The organism is Micromonospora sp. NPDC005237, from assembly GCF_040607775.1.
In the GTDB taxonomy this organism is placed as follows: Bacteria; Actinomycetota; Actinomycetes; order Mycobacteriales; family Micromonosporaceae; genus Micromonospora.
Map to the genome: position 1 here is coordinate 1 of NZ_JBEXHJ010000009.1, position 18167 is coordinate 18167.

Here is an 18167-nt window from a genome sequence, read left to right on the forward strand (position 1 = left end):
CGCTACCAGCTTCGCCTGGCCGCTCGGGCCCGGGAGATGGTCGACCAGGGTACCGCCCTGGAGGCTGCCTGCCGGATCATCATCCTCGAAGACCAACTCGAGGAAGCTCTGCGGCAGAACCAGCAGCACGGGACAGGCAACGCGACTGACCGGACCACTGACGGGTGAGGTCGCCGGCTGGCGGTGAGCGGGGCGGCCCGCCAGTGCGAACCACCTCGTGGCCGCCCCTACTCCTGCTCGTTGGACCTCTTGCCATCCCGGCGCGGCCCGCTGCCGATCATGCTGCGCGTGGCGGACGCGGTGTGGCGGTGGTCGCGGAGAATCTAGGGGTTGCATCGGCGATAACCGGTGCGCGATGTCGGCGACAGGCACCAACTCCGATGGTAACTACGATCAGTCGGCGAAGAGCCGGGTGATGGATCGGATGTGGTGGTCCATGGCGGCTCTGGCGACGGTGTCGTTGCGATCCCGGATTGCGGTTCGTATCAGGTCGTGGTCGTGATTTCGGGCATCGACGGCGCCAGCGATGGGTGCGGCGCCGGCGAAGCCGTACATCAGGAAGTCTGACAGTACCCACATGCGCTGGCTGAGGTCGGCTATGAGCGGCGAACGGGCCATCCGGTGGATGACCCGGTGGAAGCCGGCGTTGTACTGGAAGTAGTCGCGACTGCGTTGGGCGACCTCGGGGGTGTGTTCCGCTTGATGTAGCAGCTCGAACGCGTGGTCGAGCTCTACGAGTTCCTCTGGAGTGTGTCGACGGGCCGCCGCTGCTGCGATGTCACCCTCGAACGAGCCGAACACGCCGAAGAAGTCGCGCGCCTCCTGCTGGGTGTACTGCCGGACAACACAGCCGCTCTGGGGCACGATCTCCACGAGTCCCATCGTGGCGAGTCGTCGCAGCGCCTCCATGACGGGTTGTTTGCTGACCCCGAACTCTTCCTTGATCGCATCGATCGGCACGCGGGAGCCGGGTGGGTACGTGCCCTCGACGAGCTGTTCTCGCAGGCGGTCGAACAGCAGACGTCCCAACGGGACGTCTGTTCTTCCCGATTCGGTGGCTATGCTCATCGCGGTTCCCAATCTCAGGTGCTGGCGCTGGGCACAAGCCAACCATGTCGACGAGTCTCGTCGGTCGTGCTCAGTCGAGGGTCACAGTGGTCAGGCCGAAGCCCGCAATCAGCTCACGGATCGGTCGGTAGTAGCTGTACTGAACGCTGTAAGCGCCACAGGATCCTAGTGCGGCATAGGCCGCGATCCAGGACCGCACCTCGTGTGAGGAGTTCCCGGCGATCCTGGCCATCTCCTCTGGCGTCCACGCATCCAGGCTGGTCAGGTCACCCGAGGCGAGGGTGGCCATGAGGGCGCGGTCCCAGTCGGGGGCGAGGTCCTGGATATCGGCGGTGCCTGCTGCGAAGGCCCTGGCGGTCTCGACGACGCGCTGCTCTCGTTCCTTCCGCCAGCTCGGAGTCGCGGGCAGATGGTGACCCAGCAGGACCCGGCGCTGCTCAGGCGTGGCAGTTGCCAGTCGAGCGACGGGCGGGTCGTGGGAGAGACCGCCAGAGGCGATGAGCAGGGTCCTCATCTCCAGTTGGGCAACATGACGGCCGACTGCTTCGCCGAGAAGCCGGACTCGCTGGAGCGGGGTGAAGGGTGGCGCGACGGAGTTGAGGAAGATCGGCACCACGGGGCGGGCGGCGATGTCGCCGAAGAGGATCTCCATGGGCTGGACTGCGCCGTGGTCGAGCTCCATTTGAAGGGAGACCGCGAGGTCGATGCCTGCCGACATGACGGCCTCGGCGATCCCTCGTGCGATCTCCTCTGGCACGTTGAGGGGGCCCGGTTGAGTGCCGTAGTCGCCGACGCTGCTCGCCGCATAGCCGATGCAGAAGGGCGGCATCAGGTTGTAGAAGAAGCCGTTGTAGTGGTCCGGCCCGAAACTGATCACAAGCTCCGGGTCGAAGTCCTCCGCGAAGCGCCGGGCGGTCGTGAACGCCTGATCGAGCTCGGCTGCCACCCCAGCCTCAAGGTCGGCGTGTTCGAGCAGAGGGCTGTGAGAGGTGGCAATCAGTGCAACGGTCATCTCACACTGCTTCGTTTCCGAGCAGGAAGTCCAGGTGCACGCGGTTGAACACCGCGGTCTGCTCGTACTGTGGCCAGTGGCCGGCGTTTTCGATGACCTGCAGGCGGCCGTTGGGGATCAGCTCGGCGATGCGCCGGCCCTCGTCGACCGGGCCCGAGGGGTCCTTGGTCGTCCAGATCACCAGCGCCTCCGCCTTGATCGCACGCAGGTCGTCGTCGCTGAGCATGTTCCTCTTGCGTGTCTCGAGGTCCTGCAGAGCCATGTTCATCCGGCAGGCCCGCGGCCAGTCCGGCTGCTGGAAGATCATCTGGCGGGTCTTGATGAGGTCGGCGGTGACCATGGACGGGTCGGCCATCAGCCACTCCAGGCGCGCCTTGACCCGCTCCCAGGACGGGTCCTCCGCTGCCTGCATGGACAGCGTGTAGAGGCGCTCCATCACCTGCGGGTTGGCCATCGTGCCACCCATGGTGTTGAGCACGATCCGCTCCACCTTGTCGGGATAAAGTTGGGCGAAACGGGCCGTTACCCAGCCGCCCAGCGATTCGCCGCTGAAGTACGCCTTGTCGTAGCCGAGCGTGTCCATGACGTGGTGGACCTGGTCGATGTAGTGGGGGATCTCCAGAGGGTGGTCGGGCTTGGCCGAGTAGCCGTGCCCGATGAAGTCGATGGCGTAGACGTTGAAGTGCTCGGCGTGCGCCTTCAGGTTCCGCACGTAGGCCTCGGCGTGACCGGTGACACCGTGCAGCATGAGCAGCAGTGGCTTGTCCTGCGACCCTGCCTTCAGGTAGCGGGTCCGGTAGGGCCCCGCCTGGATGAAGCCCTGGCTGAACTCCACCTGGGCGAGGTCTGACCACACACTGGTGAACTCACGCTCGGTCATGTCCGTCCTTCCCCTCGACGTCTCAACTAGCATGCTAGCTGGCCGATGTAATGTCCATACCGGGTGGTGCGCGATAGAGCTTTTGCAAGGTGGCGGTTGTGGTAGCGATCACCTCGTGCCACGATGTGGCATGCCAATCTCCGGCGGCCCCGTTCCCGGGAGGCTGCCGAACGCTACCTGTGAGGAGTCCGAACATGGCAACGATGCGAGCCGCGCGGCTGCACGAAGTCGGCGGCAAGTTCCAGATCGACGAGATTGAGAAGCCGGTCCCGGGTGACCAGGACGTGATTGTCCGCGTCGAGGCGGCGGCCATCGTCCAGAACCTGCGCAACGTCATCAACACCTACCCGACAGTCAAGCCCTTCCTCCCCCTGCCGCAGCTGCCTGCTGTCTTCGGCATGGACAGCGCCGGCGTCGTCACCGAGGTCGGTTCCCGGGTACGCAACCTCAAGCCCGGCGACCGGGTCTACATCAACCCGGGCCTGGATTCCGGGGACTCGTGGGCCGCCCGCAACGGCGAGCCGATGAACGACCCGGCCTACACCTTCATGGGCTACTTCGGCTTCGGACCGGAGTCCGCCGAGATCCACAAGGACTATCCGTACGGCGGGCTTGCGGAGTACGTGAAGGCGCCAGTCAAGAACGTCATCGTCATCCCGGAGAACGTTCCGCTCGACCACGCCACGCGCTTCGGCTACCTGGGCACGGCCTACAGCGGCCTACGCAAGGGCGACGTCCGCGCCGGCAGTAGCGTCCTGATCCACGGTGCGACCGGGACTCTCGGCGTCAACGCCGTCCTCCTGGCGCGCGCCATGGGGGCAACCCAGATCTTCGCCGTGGCGCGCAACAAGGAGCGCTTGGAGCGGGTCCGTCAGATCGACCCGGCACGCATCAAGGTCCTCTCCTTCGGCGAGCAGGAGGTTGGTGAGTGGGTCCGGTCCCACACGGATGGACGCGGCGTCGACGTGTTCCTCGACGCCACCGGTGACACCGCGACGGCTGACGTGACGATGGCTGGTATCTGGGCGCTGCGCCGTGGAGGCCGGATGGTCAGCATCGGCGCCATGCCCGAGGACCTCCCCATCCCCATGTACCGGCTCATGACCATGCACATCAGCATCATCGGGTCCCTGTGGTTCACCACCGCCGAGGGCGAGGACATGGCCCGGATGGCGGCTGCGGGCACTCTCGACCTGAGCCACCTCGACGCCTACCACTTCCCGCTCGAGCAGGCCAACGAGGCCGTGCAGGCGGCGGCCAACCACCGCGACGGCGGATTCGCCAGCGTCATCGTCCAGCCCCACAAGTGAGGACCCACTGATGAACCAGCTCAACGCGTCCAAAACCGCGCTCCTCATCGTCCACCTCCAGCACGACATCGTCACGGAGGGGACCGCCTTCGGGACGATCTTCTCTGCCGAGTACACCGCCCGCGACGTCATCACGAAGGTCAACGCCGCGGCAGAGCACCTGCGCGACCGGGGCGGAGTCGTGGTTCCGCTGCGTATCGCGTTCGCACCCGATCACTCCGACCTGAACCCCACGCTTCCGCTGCTGCAGATGGTGGCGCAGGCAGGCTGCCTCAAGGACGGCACGGAGGGCGCAGCACTCGTCCCCGAGCTCACGGTCACGGAGTCCGACGTGGTCGTCACGCACAAGCGACCGGGTCCGTTCACCGATTCCGCACTGGCCGACCTCCTCAGCGAGCGGGGGATCGAGAACGTCGTCGTGTGCGGCGTCGCGACCAACGCATCTGTCGAAGGCGCCGTGCGACAGGCCGCCGACCTCGGCTACCACACCGTGGTCCTTTCGGACGCGTCATCCGCCGCGGACGCCGGCGCCCACGAAGCATCTCTGGGCTCGATGGGGCTGTTCGCCGCCGTCGCCGCCGTTGACGAGTTCACCTCTCAGCTGTCGTGACCGCTCGGCGCGCCAGCGAATCGCCCGCGCGCGCGCCATCTTCGGGGTCTCCGGCCATGTCTGCCGCATTTCCGGAGACCCCGACGCTCCACAGCAGACACCGGACGCGTCCGCCCATCGCACGTCGTACCGATGACAGCGGTAGCCCGGCCGCGGGCCTGCCCGAGTCCTCGGCGGCGACCCGACACGAGGACACAGATGACCCAGATACCCACAAGCACCGATCGGGCCGCCGCCATCATTCAGGCGGCCGACCGGCTCGAATCCGCAGCGCGCAACGGCACGCCGTGCGAGCCGGTGCGTGACCTGCTCGGTGACAGCGACATGGAGCTGGCCTACGCGGTACAGCAGCGACTCACCAGGAACCGGCTCGCTGCAGGCGCGCGTATCGTCGGCCGCAAGATCGGCCTCACCTCTCCCGCCGTACAGCAGCAGCTGGGGGTGGACCGGCCCGACTTCGGGGTGCTGTTCGACGACATGGATGCCTCCCACCTGCCCGTAATCCCGAGTGGGCGACTGCTCCAGGCCAAGGCGGAAGCGGAGATCGCGTTCGTACTGGGAGCGGACCTCAACTCCGAGAACTTGTCGGTCGACGTCGTCCGTGCCGCGGTTGACTACGCCGTCGCCGCGCTGGAGATCGTCGACAGCCGGGTGGCGGACTGGGACATCCGCATCACCGATACCGTCGCCGACAACGCTTCCAGCGGGCTCTACGTGCTCGGCTCGCAGCGGGTGACGCTCACCGACTTCGAGCCGGTCGACGTCACGATGCGGATGTACGTCGACGACGACCTGGTGTCCGAGGGCTACGGCGCCGCGTGCCTCGGCGATCCGCTCAACGCGCTGCTCTGGTTGGCTCGTACCACCCGTGAGCTCGGCGAGCCGTTGCGTGCCGGCCAGGTCGTACTCTCCGGCGCGCTCGGCCCGATGGTTGCCACTCCCACCGGCGCCAGGGTCCGAGCCGAGATCTCCTCCCTCGGCACCGTGACCGCCACGTTCTCGGCGAAGGAAATGCGATGAGCAAGATCAAGGTGGCCGTGATCGGCTCCGGCAATATCGGCACGGACCTGATGGTCAAAGTGCTGCGACTCTCCGAAACCCTCCAGATGGGCGCGATGGTCGGCATCGACCCGGAATCCGACGGTCTGGCTCGAGCCCGACGGCTAGGCGTGCCCACCACCCACGAGGGCGTGGACGGGCTGATCGCGATGGACGGCTTCGACGACATCGAGATCGTCTTCGACGCCACTTCCGCCTCCGCACACGTGGTCAATGCCAGGAAGCTTTCCCCCTACGGCAAGAAGGTGGTCGATCTCACCCCCGCTGCGATCGGCCCGTACGTAGTGCCTCCGGTCAACCTCGATGAACACCTCGACAGCGACGTCGACAACGTCAACATGGTCACCTGCGGTGGCCAGGCCACCATCCCGATCGTGCACGCCATCTCCAGCGTCACACCGGTCCCCTACGCCGAAATCGTCGCCTCGATCTCGTCCCGCTCCGCCGGGCCGGGCACACGCGCGAACATCGACGAGTTCACCGAGACCACCAGGGCAGCGATCGAGAGGGTCGGCGGCGCCCTGCGCGGCAAGGCCGTGATCATCCTGAACCCTGCCGAACCCCCGCTGATCATGCGCGACACCGTCTTCGCGCTCATCGGTGACGCCGACCACAACGCGATCCGCTCCTCGGTGGTGGACATGGTCAAGCAGGTCGCGGCGTACGTGCCTGGCTACCGCCTGAAGCAGGAGGTTCAGTTCACCCCCATCCCGGACGACGAGCCGGTGCATACGCTGCTCCCCACGGGTGCCGGACCGGCGACGACCAAAGTAACGGTGTTCCTCGAAGTCGAGGGCGCAGCGCACTACCTGCCCGCCTACGCCGGCAACCTCGACATCATGACCTCCGCCGCGCTCCGTACCGCGGAGGCCATCGCCGCCCGCCTCACCACCAAGGTCGCCCGTGAGGTGACCCGTTGACGACCCCTGCCGACCGAGAGACCAATGCCATGACCGGCTCCGCCCCCGTGAATCTTTACATTCAGGACGTCACCCTGCGCGATGGAATGCACGCCGTGCGCCACCGGGTCTCGCCGGACGACGTCGCGAAAATCGTCGCCGCCCTCGATGCCGCAGGCGTCGACGCGATCGAGGTCGCCCACGGTGACGGCCTCGCCGGGGGGTCACTCAACTACGGCCCCGGGTCGAACAGCGACTGGGAGTGGATCGAGGCCGCGGCCGACAACATCAAAACCGCCACTCTCACTACCCTGCTGCTGCCCGGCATCGGCACGGTCGCAGAACTCGAGCAGGCCTACCGGCTCGGCGTCCGCTCGGTGCGGGTCGCGACCCACTGCACCGAGGCCGACGTGTCCGCCCAGCACATCGCCCACGCCCGCGACCTCGGCATGGACGTCTCAGGCTTCCTGATGATGAGCCACATGGCCCCGGCCGACGAGCTGGCGAAGCAGGCGAAGCTCATGGAGTCCTACGGAGCGCACTGCGTCTACGTCACCGACTCAGGCGGTCGCCTCACCATGAACGGTGTACGCGAGCGGATCCGCGCCTACCGGAACATCCTCGACCCCCAGACCGAGATCGGCATCCACGCCCACGAGAACCTTTCGCTGTCGGTGGCCAACTCGGTCGTAGCAGTCGAGGAGGGCGTGACCCGCGTCGATGCCTCTCTGGCCGGTCATGGTGCCGGAGCTGGCAACTGCCCCATCGAGCCGTTCATCGCCGTGGCCAACCTGCACGGATGGACCCACCGCTGCGACCTTTTCGCGCTCCAGGATGCCGCCGACGACCTCGTCCGGCCGCTCCAGGACCGCCCGGTACGCGTGGACCGCGAGACCCTCACCCTCGGATACGCCGGCGTCTACTCCAGCTTCCTCCGGCACGCCGAGGCAGCCTCGAAGCACTACGGCATCGACGTACGCACCATCCTGCTCGAGGTCGGTAAGCGGCAACTCGTCGGCGGACAGGAGGACATGATCGTCGACATCGCGCTCGACCTGTTGGCCTCTCGCGCGGCGAGCTGAGTCTCGCCCGGGGATGGTGTCCGCCGCTGTACGGTGCTAAAACGCCATGGTCCGCCATTCCCCCGCAGCGGATCGCAGTCGGGGACCTGCCAGCGGATGTGGTCGTCGGGCCAAAACAGGGCCGGCCGGTGGTGTCAGCGGCGGAGGCTGTCAGCAAGGCGCCCGTTGACGTGGGAAGTGCGGTTTGTGGCCGGTCGCGACCAGTAGCGGCCGACGGTGCGTTCGGACTTGCCGATCCGTACGGCGATGTCCGCCGGGTGCAGACGACGGCCGCGGCGGCGCCAGTAGGCGACCGCGGCGGCGGTGCTCGTCGCCCTCGGACACCAGTATTTGTGGAGATTCGCGAGATCAACCGATCCTTGCGAATCGGCAGACGACGACACGAAGCATCCACGCGCATGGCGAACATCGGGGGGCGGTTCCGCCTGAGCTGATGCTCGTGCAGCCGTGCTGGTGGCGGCTATGAGTTGCCAACGTCGCCGTCGAGAAACCGTCCCTACCGGCAGCAACCCGACACCTGTGCGGCATCGGGCAACCCGCGCGGAACCGGGGCGAGGACGAGCAGCGGGATTCGGGGTCGCCGGACCGGCGCCGACCGGGCATGATCCGCTAGGCACCGAACCCGGCGGGCCCTCCGTCCTGTGCGGGAAGATGCGCGACACCCAGCTCATCTGGCCTGGCAGAGGCTTGGTCGCGCCGCTGAGGGGAACACTTTGCACTGCACGAAATGCGGAACCGAACTCGAAGGTCCCGGCCAAGGCCATACGTGCCGGTCCTCGACACCTCCACCCGCGCCCAGGACAGCGGGTTGGGACATCGCGACCTGGTTCGTAGCCGGTTTCGCCATTCTCTTCGCCCTAGCCGCGATCGCCGCAGCGATCCTCGGCAGCGCCGTGAGCGACCGTGCCCGCCCGCTGCCCCCGTCCGGAACCGGGGCGGCGATCGGTTACGTCCTGGCCAACCTGACTCTGATCGTCGCCGTCATCGGCCTGGGGATCAGCGGACTGATCTGGGGCCGCGGCACTCGTCAGATCGCCGAGGCGCACGGCTCCTCGGGCCGCTCGTACAGCCGCCACTGGGGCATACGCGTCTTCTCCTCCTGCGTCGTCTTGAGCGCCGCCACGGCCTGGTTGGCCGTCGACCGAACCGCCCCGGCCGTCCTGTTCGGCCAGGCAGCCCTGCGTACCGTCGGAGCCGCCGCGCTGATCGGCGGCGTGCTGCACAGCCGAAGGCGGGTTCTGCGGCTGATCGCCCACGTCGACCGCGTCGTCGCCGGACACTACTCACCCGTCACCGGGCAGGACCCGGCGTGGCCGTTGTCGCCCACTCCGACCAGCGTCGACTGGAACGCCAGCCAATGGGACCCGGACGTGTTGCGCGACATCGAAGCCCGCCGTCACCGCGACAGAACCTGATCTTAAGGTGCGGCCGATCGCCAGCGCGACGACGGTCGCGTACGGCGGACATCCGGATCTGCGGCATCGAGGCGTGCGACTGCGGGTTGATGTGCGCGATCGGATAGGTTGCCGGCGTGGATATCCAGGTGCTCGAGGGTGCGTTCGTTGAGGTGCCGACGGCCGATGCCAGCGGCATGGACCGGCGGGCATTCGGCGAGTTCGTGGGGCCGCGTGGGGAGTTGGCTTCGTACGCGTTCGGCTGGACCACCGGCTCGGACCCGCATGTCGCCCGACTGTCCGTTGGGATTGGTGTCGGCAATCCGGGTGGTGGCACCTTCCACGCCGTCGTCTTCGTGAACGACGGTGGTCATGCGTTCTCCCTGGTCGACGAGCCGTTTGAGCGGGTCCCGCAGGGCGGCCCGGACCTGACCGCGGAGCAGTCGCGTGCCCACGAGGACCTGCCGTTCGTTTGGTGGGTCACCGACCATGTCATGGAGAACGACCGGCGAGCCTGGTGGATGCGGCACTGGTTGCTTGGCACGGTCTGTGTCCAGACCCCTGAGGTGTTCGAACGTCATGAGCCTGTCTTGTTCGTCAGTCACGACGCGGACGACGGGGTCTGGCAGTTGGTCGGAGCCACCGACGCGAGCGGCAGCAACGGCAAAGTCGGGCACCTGCACCATGCCGTCGACGAGGACCCCAGCCTCATCGATGTTCTTGACCTGCCAGGTGGGCGCAGCGTGTCACGCGCGGGCGTCGGGAAACCCTGGACCGACAACGTCTGATCCAATCGCGGATTTCTCCTACCGCCCGTGTGTCGTTAGCCGAGACCCACGGCTCACAGGTATCCGGATCTGCCGCCGACATGGCGCAACAGCCGTCCGTCCACTCTCACTCAAGATCGCTCGCTACATCACCAGGCGATGATCGTGGCCGCAGACGTGTCCGCCAGCGCCATGGTCGGCGTGACTCACCATGATTGCTGGACGAGTCAGCCGGCGGAGCTACCCGAGCAGCGCCGCCGCCGCGGCCAGGGTGGCCAGTGACAGCGTCGTGGTCACCACGACCGCCCGGTTGGCCACCGCCTCGCCGACGCCGTACTCCTGGCCGAAGATGAACGTGTTCTGCGCTGTCGGCAGGCCCGCGCACACCACCACGGCGAGCAACTGTGGCGCGGACAGGTGCAGGGCCAGCCCGGCCGCGTACGCGATGACCGGCTGTGCGACGAGCTTCAGCGCGGTGATCACGGCCAGCTCTAGCTCGGTCGGCTCTGCCCGCGACGGCGCCGTGCGGTGCAGCGACGCGCCGAGCGCGGCCAGGGCGGCCGACGTGTCCACGGTGCGTACCGGGCGGCCGGGCGGCCGCCCACGTGTACGTCGATCGGGGAGCCACGCGTTCAGCCTCGCATCCCGTTAGGACCGAGAAAACATGTCGTCGGGCCGGGGCAGCTACCCAAGCGCCGGGCCTGCCAGGCACGGGTATCCGAGTCGTAAGGAGTCATGCCCAAGGAGATAGTTACATGACGGCGGCTTGCCGGGAGGGGGTGGCGTTCCGGCCGCGTCACCGCACGGCCACACCGCCCGGGCCGCCGGTGACGACCGGGTGACGCGGACTCTGGCAGGGTCGCGGCACGAGGACGGCACGGTGCGAGGGGGCGGCATGATCAGGACGATGCTCCGGCTGCGAGCGCGGCCCGGCTGCGCGCCCGCGGTGGGGCCGGCCTGGGAGGACGTCGCCGGACAGCTCGGCGCGCTCCCCGGCGGCCTCCGGCACGAGCTGCTGCGGGACGCGCTGGACCCGTACGGCTTCGTCGTGGTCACCGAGTGGGCCGACGAGGAGGCGCTGCGCGCCTACCGGGACGGGCCGGTGGCCGCCCGCCTGTCCGACCTGCTCCGGCCGCTGACCGAACCGGCCGGCCCGCCCGACTACCCGCCGATGGTCGAGACCGGCGACGGGACCGGCCCGGTCTACGTGGACGTGGAGCTGACCGTGCCGAGCGCCCGGCTCGCCGAGTTCCATCGCGGCTACCCCGAGGTGGTGCGGCGGATGACCGCCGTGCCGGGCTACCGGCGTGAGCAGCTGCTCCGCGAACCCGGCTCGGACGTGCACCACATCTTCGCCGAGTGGGACACCGCGGCCGAGTTCCTCGACTGGATCGGCGACCCGGCTCACGCCTCGGCGCAGGCCGGGCCGATCGCACCGTTCCTTCTCGACATCCGACGCCGCCTGTTCCACGTCGTGCCCGGTGGGGACGGCCGGCGACTCGACACCACAGGCAGGGAGGCCGATGTGCAGAGGACAACGGACGTACTGGTCGTCGGGGCGGGCCCGACCGGGCTGACCGCCGCCGTCGAGCTGGCCCGGCGCGGCATCGACTGCCGGGTGATCGACAAGCGGGCGACCCCGGCCGGGCAGGCCGACAAGGCGATCGGCGTGCACTGCCGCACCATGGAGATCTGGGAGGAGCAGGGCGTCGTGCGGGAGGCGATGGACGCCGGCATCTGGCTCACCGGCAACATGGTCTTCGTCAACGGCGAGCAGACCCACCGGATGAGCTGGGAGCTGCCCGGCCTGCCCTACGACCACCTCGGCCTGCCCCAGTACGAGACCGAACGCATCCTCACCGCCCGGCTGGCCGCGCTCGGGGTTCGCCCGCGGCGCGGCGCCGAACTGGTGGACTTCACCCAGGACGCGGACGGCGTGACCGCCACCGTCCGCACCGCCGACGGCGCCACCGAGACCGTACGCGCGGCGTACCTAATCGGCTGCGACGGCGCGCACAGCCGGGTCCGGGACCGGCTCGGCCTCACCTTCACCGGCGGGCTGGGCCAGTTCCCGCAGCTGTTCATGCTGGTGGACGTCGACGTGGACTGGGACATGCCCGACGGGCACCTGCTGCGCTTCCTGCACACCACCGACGGGCGGATGGACGGGATGCTGGTCTGTGTGCCGCTGCGCGGCGAACACCGCTACCGCATCGCCACCCTGGCCCCACCCCGGTTCTTCGCCCGGACCGGCGGGCAGGACGCCCCGCCCGGCTTCAGCGAGGAACTCGGCGAGCCGACCCTCGACGACGTGCAGGCCGCCCTCGACCGCCTCGCCCCGCCCGGCACCCGGGCGACGAACCTGCGCTGGTCGTCGGTGTTCCGGATCAGCCACGGCATCGTCGACCGCTACCGCCACGGCCGGGTCTTCGTCGCCGGCGACGCCGCCCACCTGCACCCGCCGGCCGGCGGCCAGGGCATGAACACCGGCATCCAGGACGCCTGGAACCTGGCCTGGAAACTGGCCCTGGCGGTACGCGGGCTGGCCGCCCCCGGTCTGCTGGACAGCTACGAGGCCGAGCGGCGCCCGGAGGGCGAGGAGATCGTCGGCCGCGCGGTGCGGCTGGCCGGCACCGAGGAACTGGACCGGGCCGACCTGGAACGGCAGTTCCTTCAGGAGATGTCCCTGCTGCTCAGCTACGCCGGCAGCCCGCTGGTCGGGGAGACCGTCTCCGACCCGGCCGGGCTCGGTGACGCGCCCCGTCCCGGCGACCGCGCGCCGGACGTCGAGGGTCTGCGCCGGCGCGGCGTCGGGCATCCGCTGCGGCTGCGGGACCTGACCCGGGGCACCCGGCACACGCTGCTGCTCTACGCCGACGCCACGGCCGGCGCGACGGAGCTGGCCGGGTTCGCCGACCTGTGCGCCGACGCGCGGCGGCAGGCCGGCGGGGAACTCGACGCGTACCTGCTGCTCGACCCGGACGTCGCCGAGCCGCGCCTGGCCGACCCGCCGGTGCTGCGCGACGGCGACCGCCGGTTCCGCGCCGGGTACGGCCTGGCCGGCACCAGGCTCTACCTGATCCGTCCGGACGGGCACGTCGGCTTCCGCGGCGCCCCGGTCGACGCCGACGCGCTGCGCAAGCACCTGCACCTGGTCTTCGGCGGCGCGCGGTGAGCCGGGTGCGCACGGTGCTGGCGATGCGGACCCGGCAGGGGTGCGAGGAGCGCTTCGAGGCGGAGTGGCGCGCCGCCGCCGAGGAGATCCGCACCCTGGACGGCTGCCTGCACCAGGACCTGGTCCGCGACGCCGACGACCCGAGCAGCTATCTGGTCATCAGCGACTGGGCGGACCGGGAGCGGCTGGACGCCTTCGGCCGCAGCGCGCACCGGGACCGGCTGCTGCGCGTGGTCCGGGAGCTGCGCGAGTCCGCCGAACGACACACCTACCAGGTGCTGCACAGTGTGAACAGCGAGCCGGGGGAGGCCCGATGACCGACGACGTGGTGCCGGCGAGCGAGCTGTACACGGAGGCGTTCGCGGCCAATCCCTATCCCACCTTCGCCCGGCTGCGTGCCGAGCGGCCGGTCTGCCCGGTCGGCTCGCCCCGGTTCGACTCGTGGCTGATCACCAGCTTCGACGACGCGCGCACGGCGCTGACCGACCCGCGGCTGTCCAAGGACCTCTACGGGCCCGACCAGCACTACCTGCGGATCTTCGGCCCGAACTCGGAGGGCCTGAACCGCAACATGCTCAACTCCGACCCGCCCGAGCACACCCGCCTGCGCCGGGTGGTGTCGCAGGCGTTCGCGCCGCGGCGGATCGAGGCGTTGCGGCCCCGGGTGGCCGCGATCGTCGACCAGCTGATCGACAAGATGGTGCCGCAGGGCGAGGCGGACCTGATGCGGGACTTCGCCATCCCGCTGCCGATGACGGTCATCTGTGAGCTGCTCGGCGTGCCGCCGGTCGACCACGACCGGGTGCTCGACTGGACCCAGGTGATCCGCACCTCCGGCTCGACCAGCCGACCCCCGGCCGAGGAACGGGCGGCGGTGCAGGAGGCCCAGCTGCGGCTGCACCACTACCTGGCCGACCTGGTCCGGGCCAAGCGCGACGACCCGGCCGACGACATCATCGGCGCGCTGGTGGACGCGGTCGACCGGGACCACACCCTGTCCGAGGCAGAGCTGGTCACCACCACGTTCCTACTGCTGTTCGCCGGCCACCAGACCACCGCCGACTTCCTCGGCAACGCGGTGCTGGCGCTGCTCACCCACCCGGAGCAGTGGGAGCTGCTGCGGACCACGCCGAGGCTGCTGCCGACCGCGATCGAGGAGCTGCTGCGGTTCGACGGCCCGCTGCCGGTGGCCAGCCCGCGCATCGCCACCGAGGACGTCGAATACCAGGGGGTACGCATCCCGCGCGGCGCGATCGTCGGGGTGGCGATCAACGCGGCGAACCACGACCCTGCCCACTTCACCGACCCCGACCGGCTCGACCTGCGCCGGGTCCGGGGCCCGCACCTTGGCTTCGGCCACGGCGTGCACTACTGCCTGGGCGTCTCGCTGGCCCGGATGGAGGCGCTGCTCGCGCTCTCCGCGCTGCTGCGCCGGCTGCCCGGGCTGCGGCTCGCCGTCCCGCTCGCCGAGGTGCGCCGGCTGCCCGCCGCCTCGCCCTTCCGCGGCCTGCTGGAACTGCCGGTCACCTTCACCGTCTAGCCCGCCTACCCAGCCAAGGAGCACGTCATGGTCTTCCGGAACGTGATCGTCTGCCACATGGTCCCCGGCAGCGACGAGATCGTCGGCAACGTCTTCGGCCACTACGACCAGGCCACCCGGCCCCAGGATCTCGGCGTCATCGGCCGGTACCTGCTGTCGCACCACGACCTCTACCTGCACGTGATCGAGCGCGAGCAGGACCCGAGGATCTCCGGGCAGACGCGCGGGCTGCCCGCCTTCCAGAAGATCGCCGAGGAGATCGGCCCGTACGTGACGCCGTACCCGCGCTACTGGAAGAACCCGTCGGACTCGGTGGCCAAGGAGTTCTACCACTGGGCGCCGGAGGGCGAGCCGCCCGAGGACACCACGCTCACCGTGATCGTGGGGCGGATCAAGCCGGGCGCCGAGCCGGACGTGGCCCGGGTGTTCGGCGAGTCGGACGCCGGGTCGCTCCCGACCGACCTGGGTGTCACCGGACGCTGGCTCTACTCCATCGACGATGTCTACGTGCACCTGCTGGAGCAGGAGTCGTCGGCGGCCGAGGCGACCCGGGACCAGCACGCCGAGAAGCCGGCCTTCGGCAAGGTGATGCAGGATCTCGGCCCCTACGTGGAGCCGTACCGGCCGGACCTCTGCCACGGCCCGCAGGACCAGGTCGCGACCGTCTTCTACCGTTGGCGCGCGCAGGACTGAACCCGCGCCGAAACCACTATTCGTCGCACCCCCGTACGCCGGGCTGAAGCCGAGGCGTACGGGGTGTGACGGGCGGCGTCGTCCATCGCGACCAGTGCGGCAGGCCGCACGGACACGCGAATCGGCGGTGACCGTCCGGGTGAGGGTCACCGCCGATTGCGTGGTCGAACCGGTCAGGTGGCCGAGCAGGCGGTGTCCAGCTCCTTGATAGCGGCTTCCAGGGCCTTTTTGCTGGGCTTGGCGCCGGCGGACTTGTTGTACGCGTCGCTCAGGCCCATCATCTCGTTCTGGATTTTTTCGCTGGCGGCGGTGACTGCCTCGTTGGCGCCCATCGAGTGCGCCAGGATCGCGACCGAGCCGGCGGCCCACTGGGCACTGACCGCGAAGTGTCCGGCCGGCGGGCCGATCTTCTCGGCCTTGGTGACCTTAGCCGCGTTGTCCTTGATGTCCTTCTTGATGTCGGCGCAGGCCTTCACTGTGGCCGCGTCGTTGGCCGCGGTGCTGGTCGCGGTGGTGGCCGCACTACCGGTCGGGGCGGCGCTCGAGGCCGCCGGGGACGGCGAGGTTGCGGTGCCCGCAGATTCGGGCTGCGGATCGCAGCCGGACAGCACGATTGCCGCCGCAACGGCCGAGCCAGTCAGGACGAGTCGAGTTCGGTTCATCGATGTTTCCCCCATGATCTTCATGTTCGGCGCACGCTACCAGCCCTGGTCGGACGGGTCGGACCAATTAGCGGGCCGACGAGCACGGAGCCCTAGGTCTGGAGCTGGATGCGGGGCGCGTGGTGACTGTGGACGACGGGTGCCGTAGTGCTCGCACGTGTCGGTCCGCGGGCGGCGAAGGTTGGTCTGCGTCGAGAACGTCCCCGACCGGACCGGTTCCGGGCAGAGGTAGCCGAGGTGCAGTTGCACCCATGGAGTGCGGGTGCACGCCGCCGTGGCGGGCGGTGAGGCGGCGTGAGCCAGACCGTCGCTGGCCGGGCTGGAGGTAGGGCCGGCCCGTCCGCTAGCCCCGACGTTCGCCGAGTACGTGCCAGTGGTGGCCGCCGCGGTGTCGCCGTTTAATCCTCGGGCGTACGGCTCGAACGGGAATCGGGTGATGCAGGCATGGGGGATCGGCGTATCGATGAGGTGGCCCCCGAAGGTCATTCGTTGGCGGCCCGGGCCTCGGGCTTGATCCAGCCGAAGGTGCGCTCCACCGCGCGCTGCCAGTTCTCCCGTTCCTCGGCGCGCACGGCGTTGTCCATCTGGGGCACCCAGCGGGCGGCGGGGTGCCAGTTGCTGCGCAGCCCCTCCAGGTCGGGCCAGTAGCCGACCGCCAGCCCGGCGGCGTACGCCGCGCCGAGGGAGACCGTCTCGGCGACCATCGGGCGCACCACCGGCACCGCGACCACGTCGGCGACGAACTGCATCAGCAGGTTGTTGGCGGTCATCCCGCCGTCCACCCGCAGCGCCGTCAACTCCAGGCCGGAGTCGGCGTTCATCGCGTCGACCACCTCGCGGGTCTGCCAGCCGGTGGCCTCCAGCACCGCGCGGGCCAGGTGCCCCTTGGTGATGTACGAGGTGAGCCCGACGATCACGCCGCGCGCCTCGCTGCGCCAGTGCGGCGCGAACAGCCCGGAGAAGGCCGGCACGATGTAGCAGCCGCCGTTGTCGTCCACAGTGCGGGCGAGGGTCTCGATCTCCGGCGCCGAACTGATCAGCTCCAGCCGGTCGCGGAACCACTGCACCAGGGACCCGGTGATCGCGATGGAGCCTTCGAGGGCGTAGACGGCCGGCTGCCCGCCGATCTGGTAGCCGACGGTGGTGAGCAGCCCGTGGCTGGAATGCACCGGCTCCGTGCCGGTGTTGAGCAGCAGAAAGCTGCCCGTGCCGTAGGTGCACTTGGCGTCGCCCGGCGCGAAGCAGGTCTGGCCGAACAGGGCGGCCTGCTGGTCGCCGAGCGCCGCCGCGATCCGCACGCCGGGCAGGACGGCGGTCGCGGTGCCGTACACCTCTGACGAGGAGCGGATCTCGGGCAGCATGGCGGCCGGGATGCCGAAGAAGGCCAGCGAGTCCGGGTGCCAGCCGAGCGCGCGAAGGTCCATCAGCATGGTCCGGCTGGCGTTGGTGACGTCGGTCAGGTGCAGACCGCCGTCCGGGCCGCCGGTGAGGTTCCAGATCAGCCAGCTTTCCATCGTCCCGAAAAGCACCTCGCCGCGCTCGGCCCGCTCGTACAGCCCGGGCGTGTGGTCGAGCAGCCAGCGCAGCTTGGGGCCGGAGAAGTACGTGGCCAGCGGCAGCCCACAGTGTTGCCGGAGGTCCTCGGCGCCGGGTGCCCGGGCCAGCGTCTCCACCAGTGTGTCGGTGCGGGTGTCCTGCCAGATGATCGCCGGCGCCACCGGGATGCCGGTTCGCCGGTCCCACACCACTGTGCTCTCCCGCTGGTTGGCGATGCCGATCGCGGCGACCTGGCCCGGAACGATGCCGGCCTGGGCGAGGGCCCTGGGCACCACCTTGCCGACGTTGCGCCAGATCTCCAGCGCGTCGTGTTCCACCCAGCCGGGCCGGGGGAAGTGCTGCTGGTGCTCCCGCTGCGCCACGGAGACGAGGTTGCCCCGGCGGTCGAACACGATGCAGCGGGTCGAGGTGGTGCCCTGGTCGATGGAGACGACGTAGCTGTCAGTCATTCCTCGTCCT

The 18167-nt window shown here is 69.3% G+C and carries 17 protein-coding genes; 11 read left to right on the forward strand and 6 right to left on the reverse strand.

The genetic code is table 11. The features are described from left to right. Window positions 1-393: 393 nt before the first annotated feature. The 3 genes from ABZT87_RS24085 to ABZT87_RS24095 all read right to left on the reverse strand — a co-directional run bounded on the left by ABZT87_RS24085 (window position 394) and on the right by ABZT87_RS24095 (window position 2960). Complete coding sequence (locus tag ABZT87_RS24085; RefSeq protein ID WP_139583154.1) at window positions 394-1068, reverse strand: GntR family transcriptional regulator; 675 nt, start codon at window positions 1066-1068, stop codon at window positions 394-396. 70 nt (window positions 1069-1138) lie between these two features. After that, window positions 1139-2080, reverse strand: a complete 942-nt coding sequence (locus ABZT87_RS24090) for a 3-carboxyethylcatechol 2,3-dioxygenase (protein ID WP_355138249.1) — start codon at window positions 2078-2080, stop codon at window positions 1139-1141. Window position 2081: 1 nt separating this feature from the next. Then, window positions 2082-2960: an alpha/beta hydrolase gene (locus ABZT87_RS24095; protein ID WP_355138251.1), complete on the reverse strand. Its 879-nt coding sequence runs from the start codon at window positions 2958-2960 to the stop codon at window positions 2082-2084. Window positions 2961-3154: 194 nt separating this feature from the next. On the opposite strand from ABZT87_RS24095, the gene ABZT87_RS24100 reads away from it, so the two are divergent. The 7 genes from ABZT87_RS24100 (at window position 3155) to ABZT87_RS24130 (ending at window position 10102) form a co-directional block, all read left to right on the forward strand. Beyond that, window positions 3155-4270 (forward strand): zinc-binding dehydrogenase, encoded by a 1116-nt coding sequence (locus ABZT87_RS24100; RefSeq protein WP_355138253.1) that lies wholly within the window; start codon window positions 3155-3157, stop codon window positions 4268-4270. A gap of 10 nt (window positions 4271-4280) precedes the next feature. After that, window positions 4281-4880 carry a cysteine hydrolase gene (locus tag ABZT87_RS24105; RefSeq protein ID WP_355138255.1) on the forward strand — a complete coding sequence of 200 codons (600 nt, stop codon included), beginning with the start codon at window positions 4281-4283 and terminating at the stop codon, window positions 4878-4880. Window positions 4881-5078: 198 nt separating this feature from the next. Beyond that, a complete protein-coding gene (locus ABZT87_RS24110; RefSeq protein WP_355138257.1) occupies window positions 5079-5900 on the forward strand; it encodes a fumarylacetoacetate hydrolase family protein in 822 nt (273 codons plus the stop codon). Further along, a complete protein-coding gene (locus ABZT87_RS24115) occupies window positions 5897-6859 on the forward strand; it encodes an acetaldehyde dehydrogenase (acetylating) (protein WP_355138259.1) in 963 nt (320 codons plus the stop codon). Before ABZT87_RS24110 ends, ABZT87_RS24115 begins: the two co-directional genes overlap by 4 nt. Before the next feature lie 29 nt (window positions 6860-6888). After that, the gene (gene dmpG, locus ABZT87_RS24120; RefSeq protein ID WP_355138738.1) at window positions 6889-7920 is read left to right on the forward strand and encodes a 4-hydroxy-2-oxovalerate aldolase; all 1032 of its coding nucleotides are present in this window, start codon (window positions 6889-6891) and stop codon (window positions 7918-7920) included. 893 nt (window positions 7921-8813) lie between these two features. Then, window positions 8814-9335 (forward strand): hypothetical protein, encoded by a 522-nt coding sequence (locus tag ABZT87_RS24125; protein WP_355138261.1) that lies wholly within the window; start codon window positions 8814-8816, stop codon window positions 9333-9335. A gap of 116 nt (window positions 9336-9451) precedes the next feature. Continuing rightward, a complete protein-coding gene (locus tag ABZT87_RS24130) occupies window positions 9452-10102 on the forward strand; it encodes a hypothetical protein (protein WP_355138263.1) in 651 nt (216 codons plus the stop codon). 219 nt (window positions 10103-10321) lie between these two features. On the opposite strand, the gene ABZT87_RS24135 is transcribed toward ABZT87_RS24130, so the two are convergent. Beyond that, window positions 10322-10654 (reverse strand): AEC family transporter, encoded by a 333-nt coding sequence (locus tag ABZT87_RS24135; protein WP_355138265.1) that lies wholly within the window; start codon window positions 10652-10654, stop codon window positions 10322-10324. A gap of 334 nt (window positions 10655-10988) precedes the next feature. On the opposite strand from ABZT87_RS24135, the gene ABZT87_RS24140 reads away from it, so the two are divergent. Genes ABZT87_RS24140 through ABZT87_RS24155 form a run of 4 tightly spaced genes read left to right on the forward strand, consistent with a single transcriptional unit; the run spans window position 10989 to window position 15489 of the window. Continuing rightward, on the forward strand, window positions 10989-13256 hold the full coding sequence (locus ABZT87_RS24140; RefSeq protein WP_355138267.1) for an FAD-dependent oxidoreductase: 2268 nt from the start codon (window positions 10989-10991) through the stop codon (window positions 13254-13256). Window positions 13257-13261: 5 nt separating this feature from the next. After that, window positions 13262-13573 (forward strand): antibiotic biosynthesis monooxygenase family protein, encoded by a 312-nt coding sequence (locus ABZT87_RS24145; RefSeq protein WP_354862537.1) that lies wholly within the window; start codon window positions 13262-13264, stop codon window positions 13571-13573. Then, window positions 13570-14796 carry a cytochrome P450 gene (locus ABZT87_RS24150; RefSeq protein ID WP_355138269.1) on the forward strand — a complete coding sequence of 409 codons (1227 nt, stop codon included), beginning with the start codon at window positions 13570-13572 and terminating at the stop codon, window positions 14794-14796. Before ABZT87_RS24145 ends, ABZT87_RS24150 begins: the two co-directional genes overlap by 4 nt. A gap of 27 nt (window positions 14797-14823) precedes the next feature. After that, the gene (locus ABZT87_RS24155) at window positions 14824-15489 is read left to right on the forward strand and encodes a TcmI family type II polyketide cyclase (protein ID WP_354862540.1); all 666 of its coding nucleotides are present in this window, start codon (window positions 14824-14826) and stop codon (window positions 15487-15489) included. A gap of 173 nt (window positions 15490-15662) precedes the next feature. On the opposite strand, the gene ABZT87_RS24160 is transcribed toward ABZT87_RS24155, so the two are convergent. Further along, window positions 15663-16175 carry a hypothetical protein gene (locus ABZT87_RS24160; RefSeq protein ID WP_355138271.1) on the reverse strand — a complete coding sequence of 171 codons (513 nt, stop codon included), beginning with the start codon at window positions 16173-16175 and terminating at the stop codon, window positions 15663-15665. Window positions 16176-16633: 458 nt separating this feature from the next. Then, window positions 16634-18157, reverse strand: a complete 1524-nt coding sequence (gene glpK / locus ABZT87_RS24165; protein ID WP_355138273.1) for a glycerol kinase GlpK — start codon at window positions 18155-18157, stop codon at window positions 16634-16636. Between the last annotated feature and the right edge of the window lie 10 nt (window positions 18158-18167).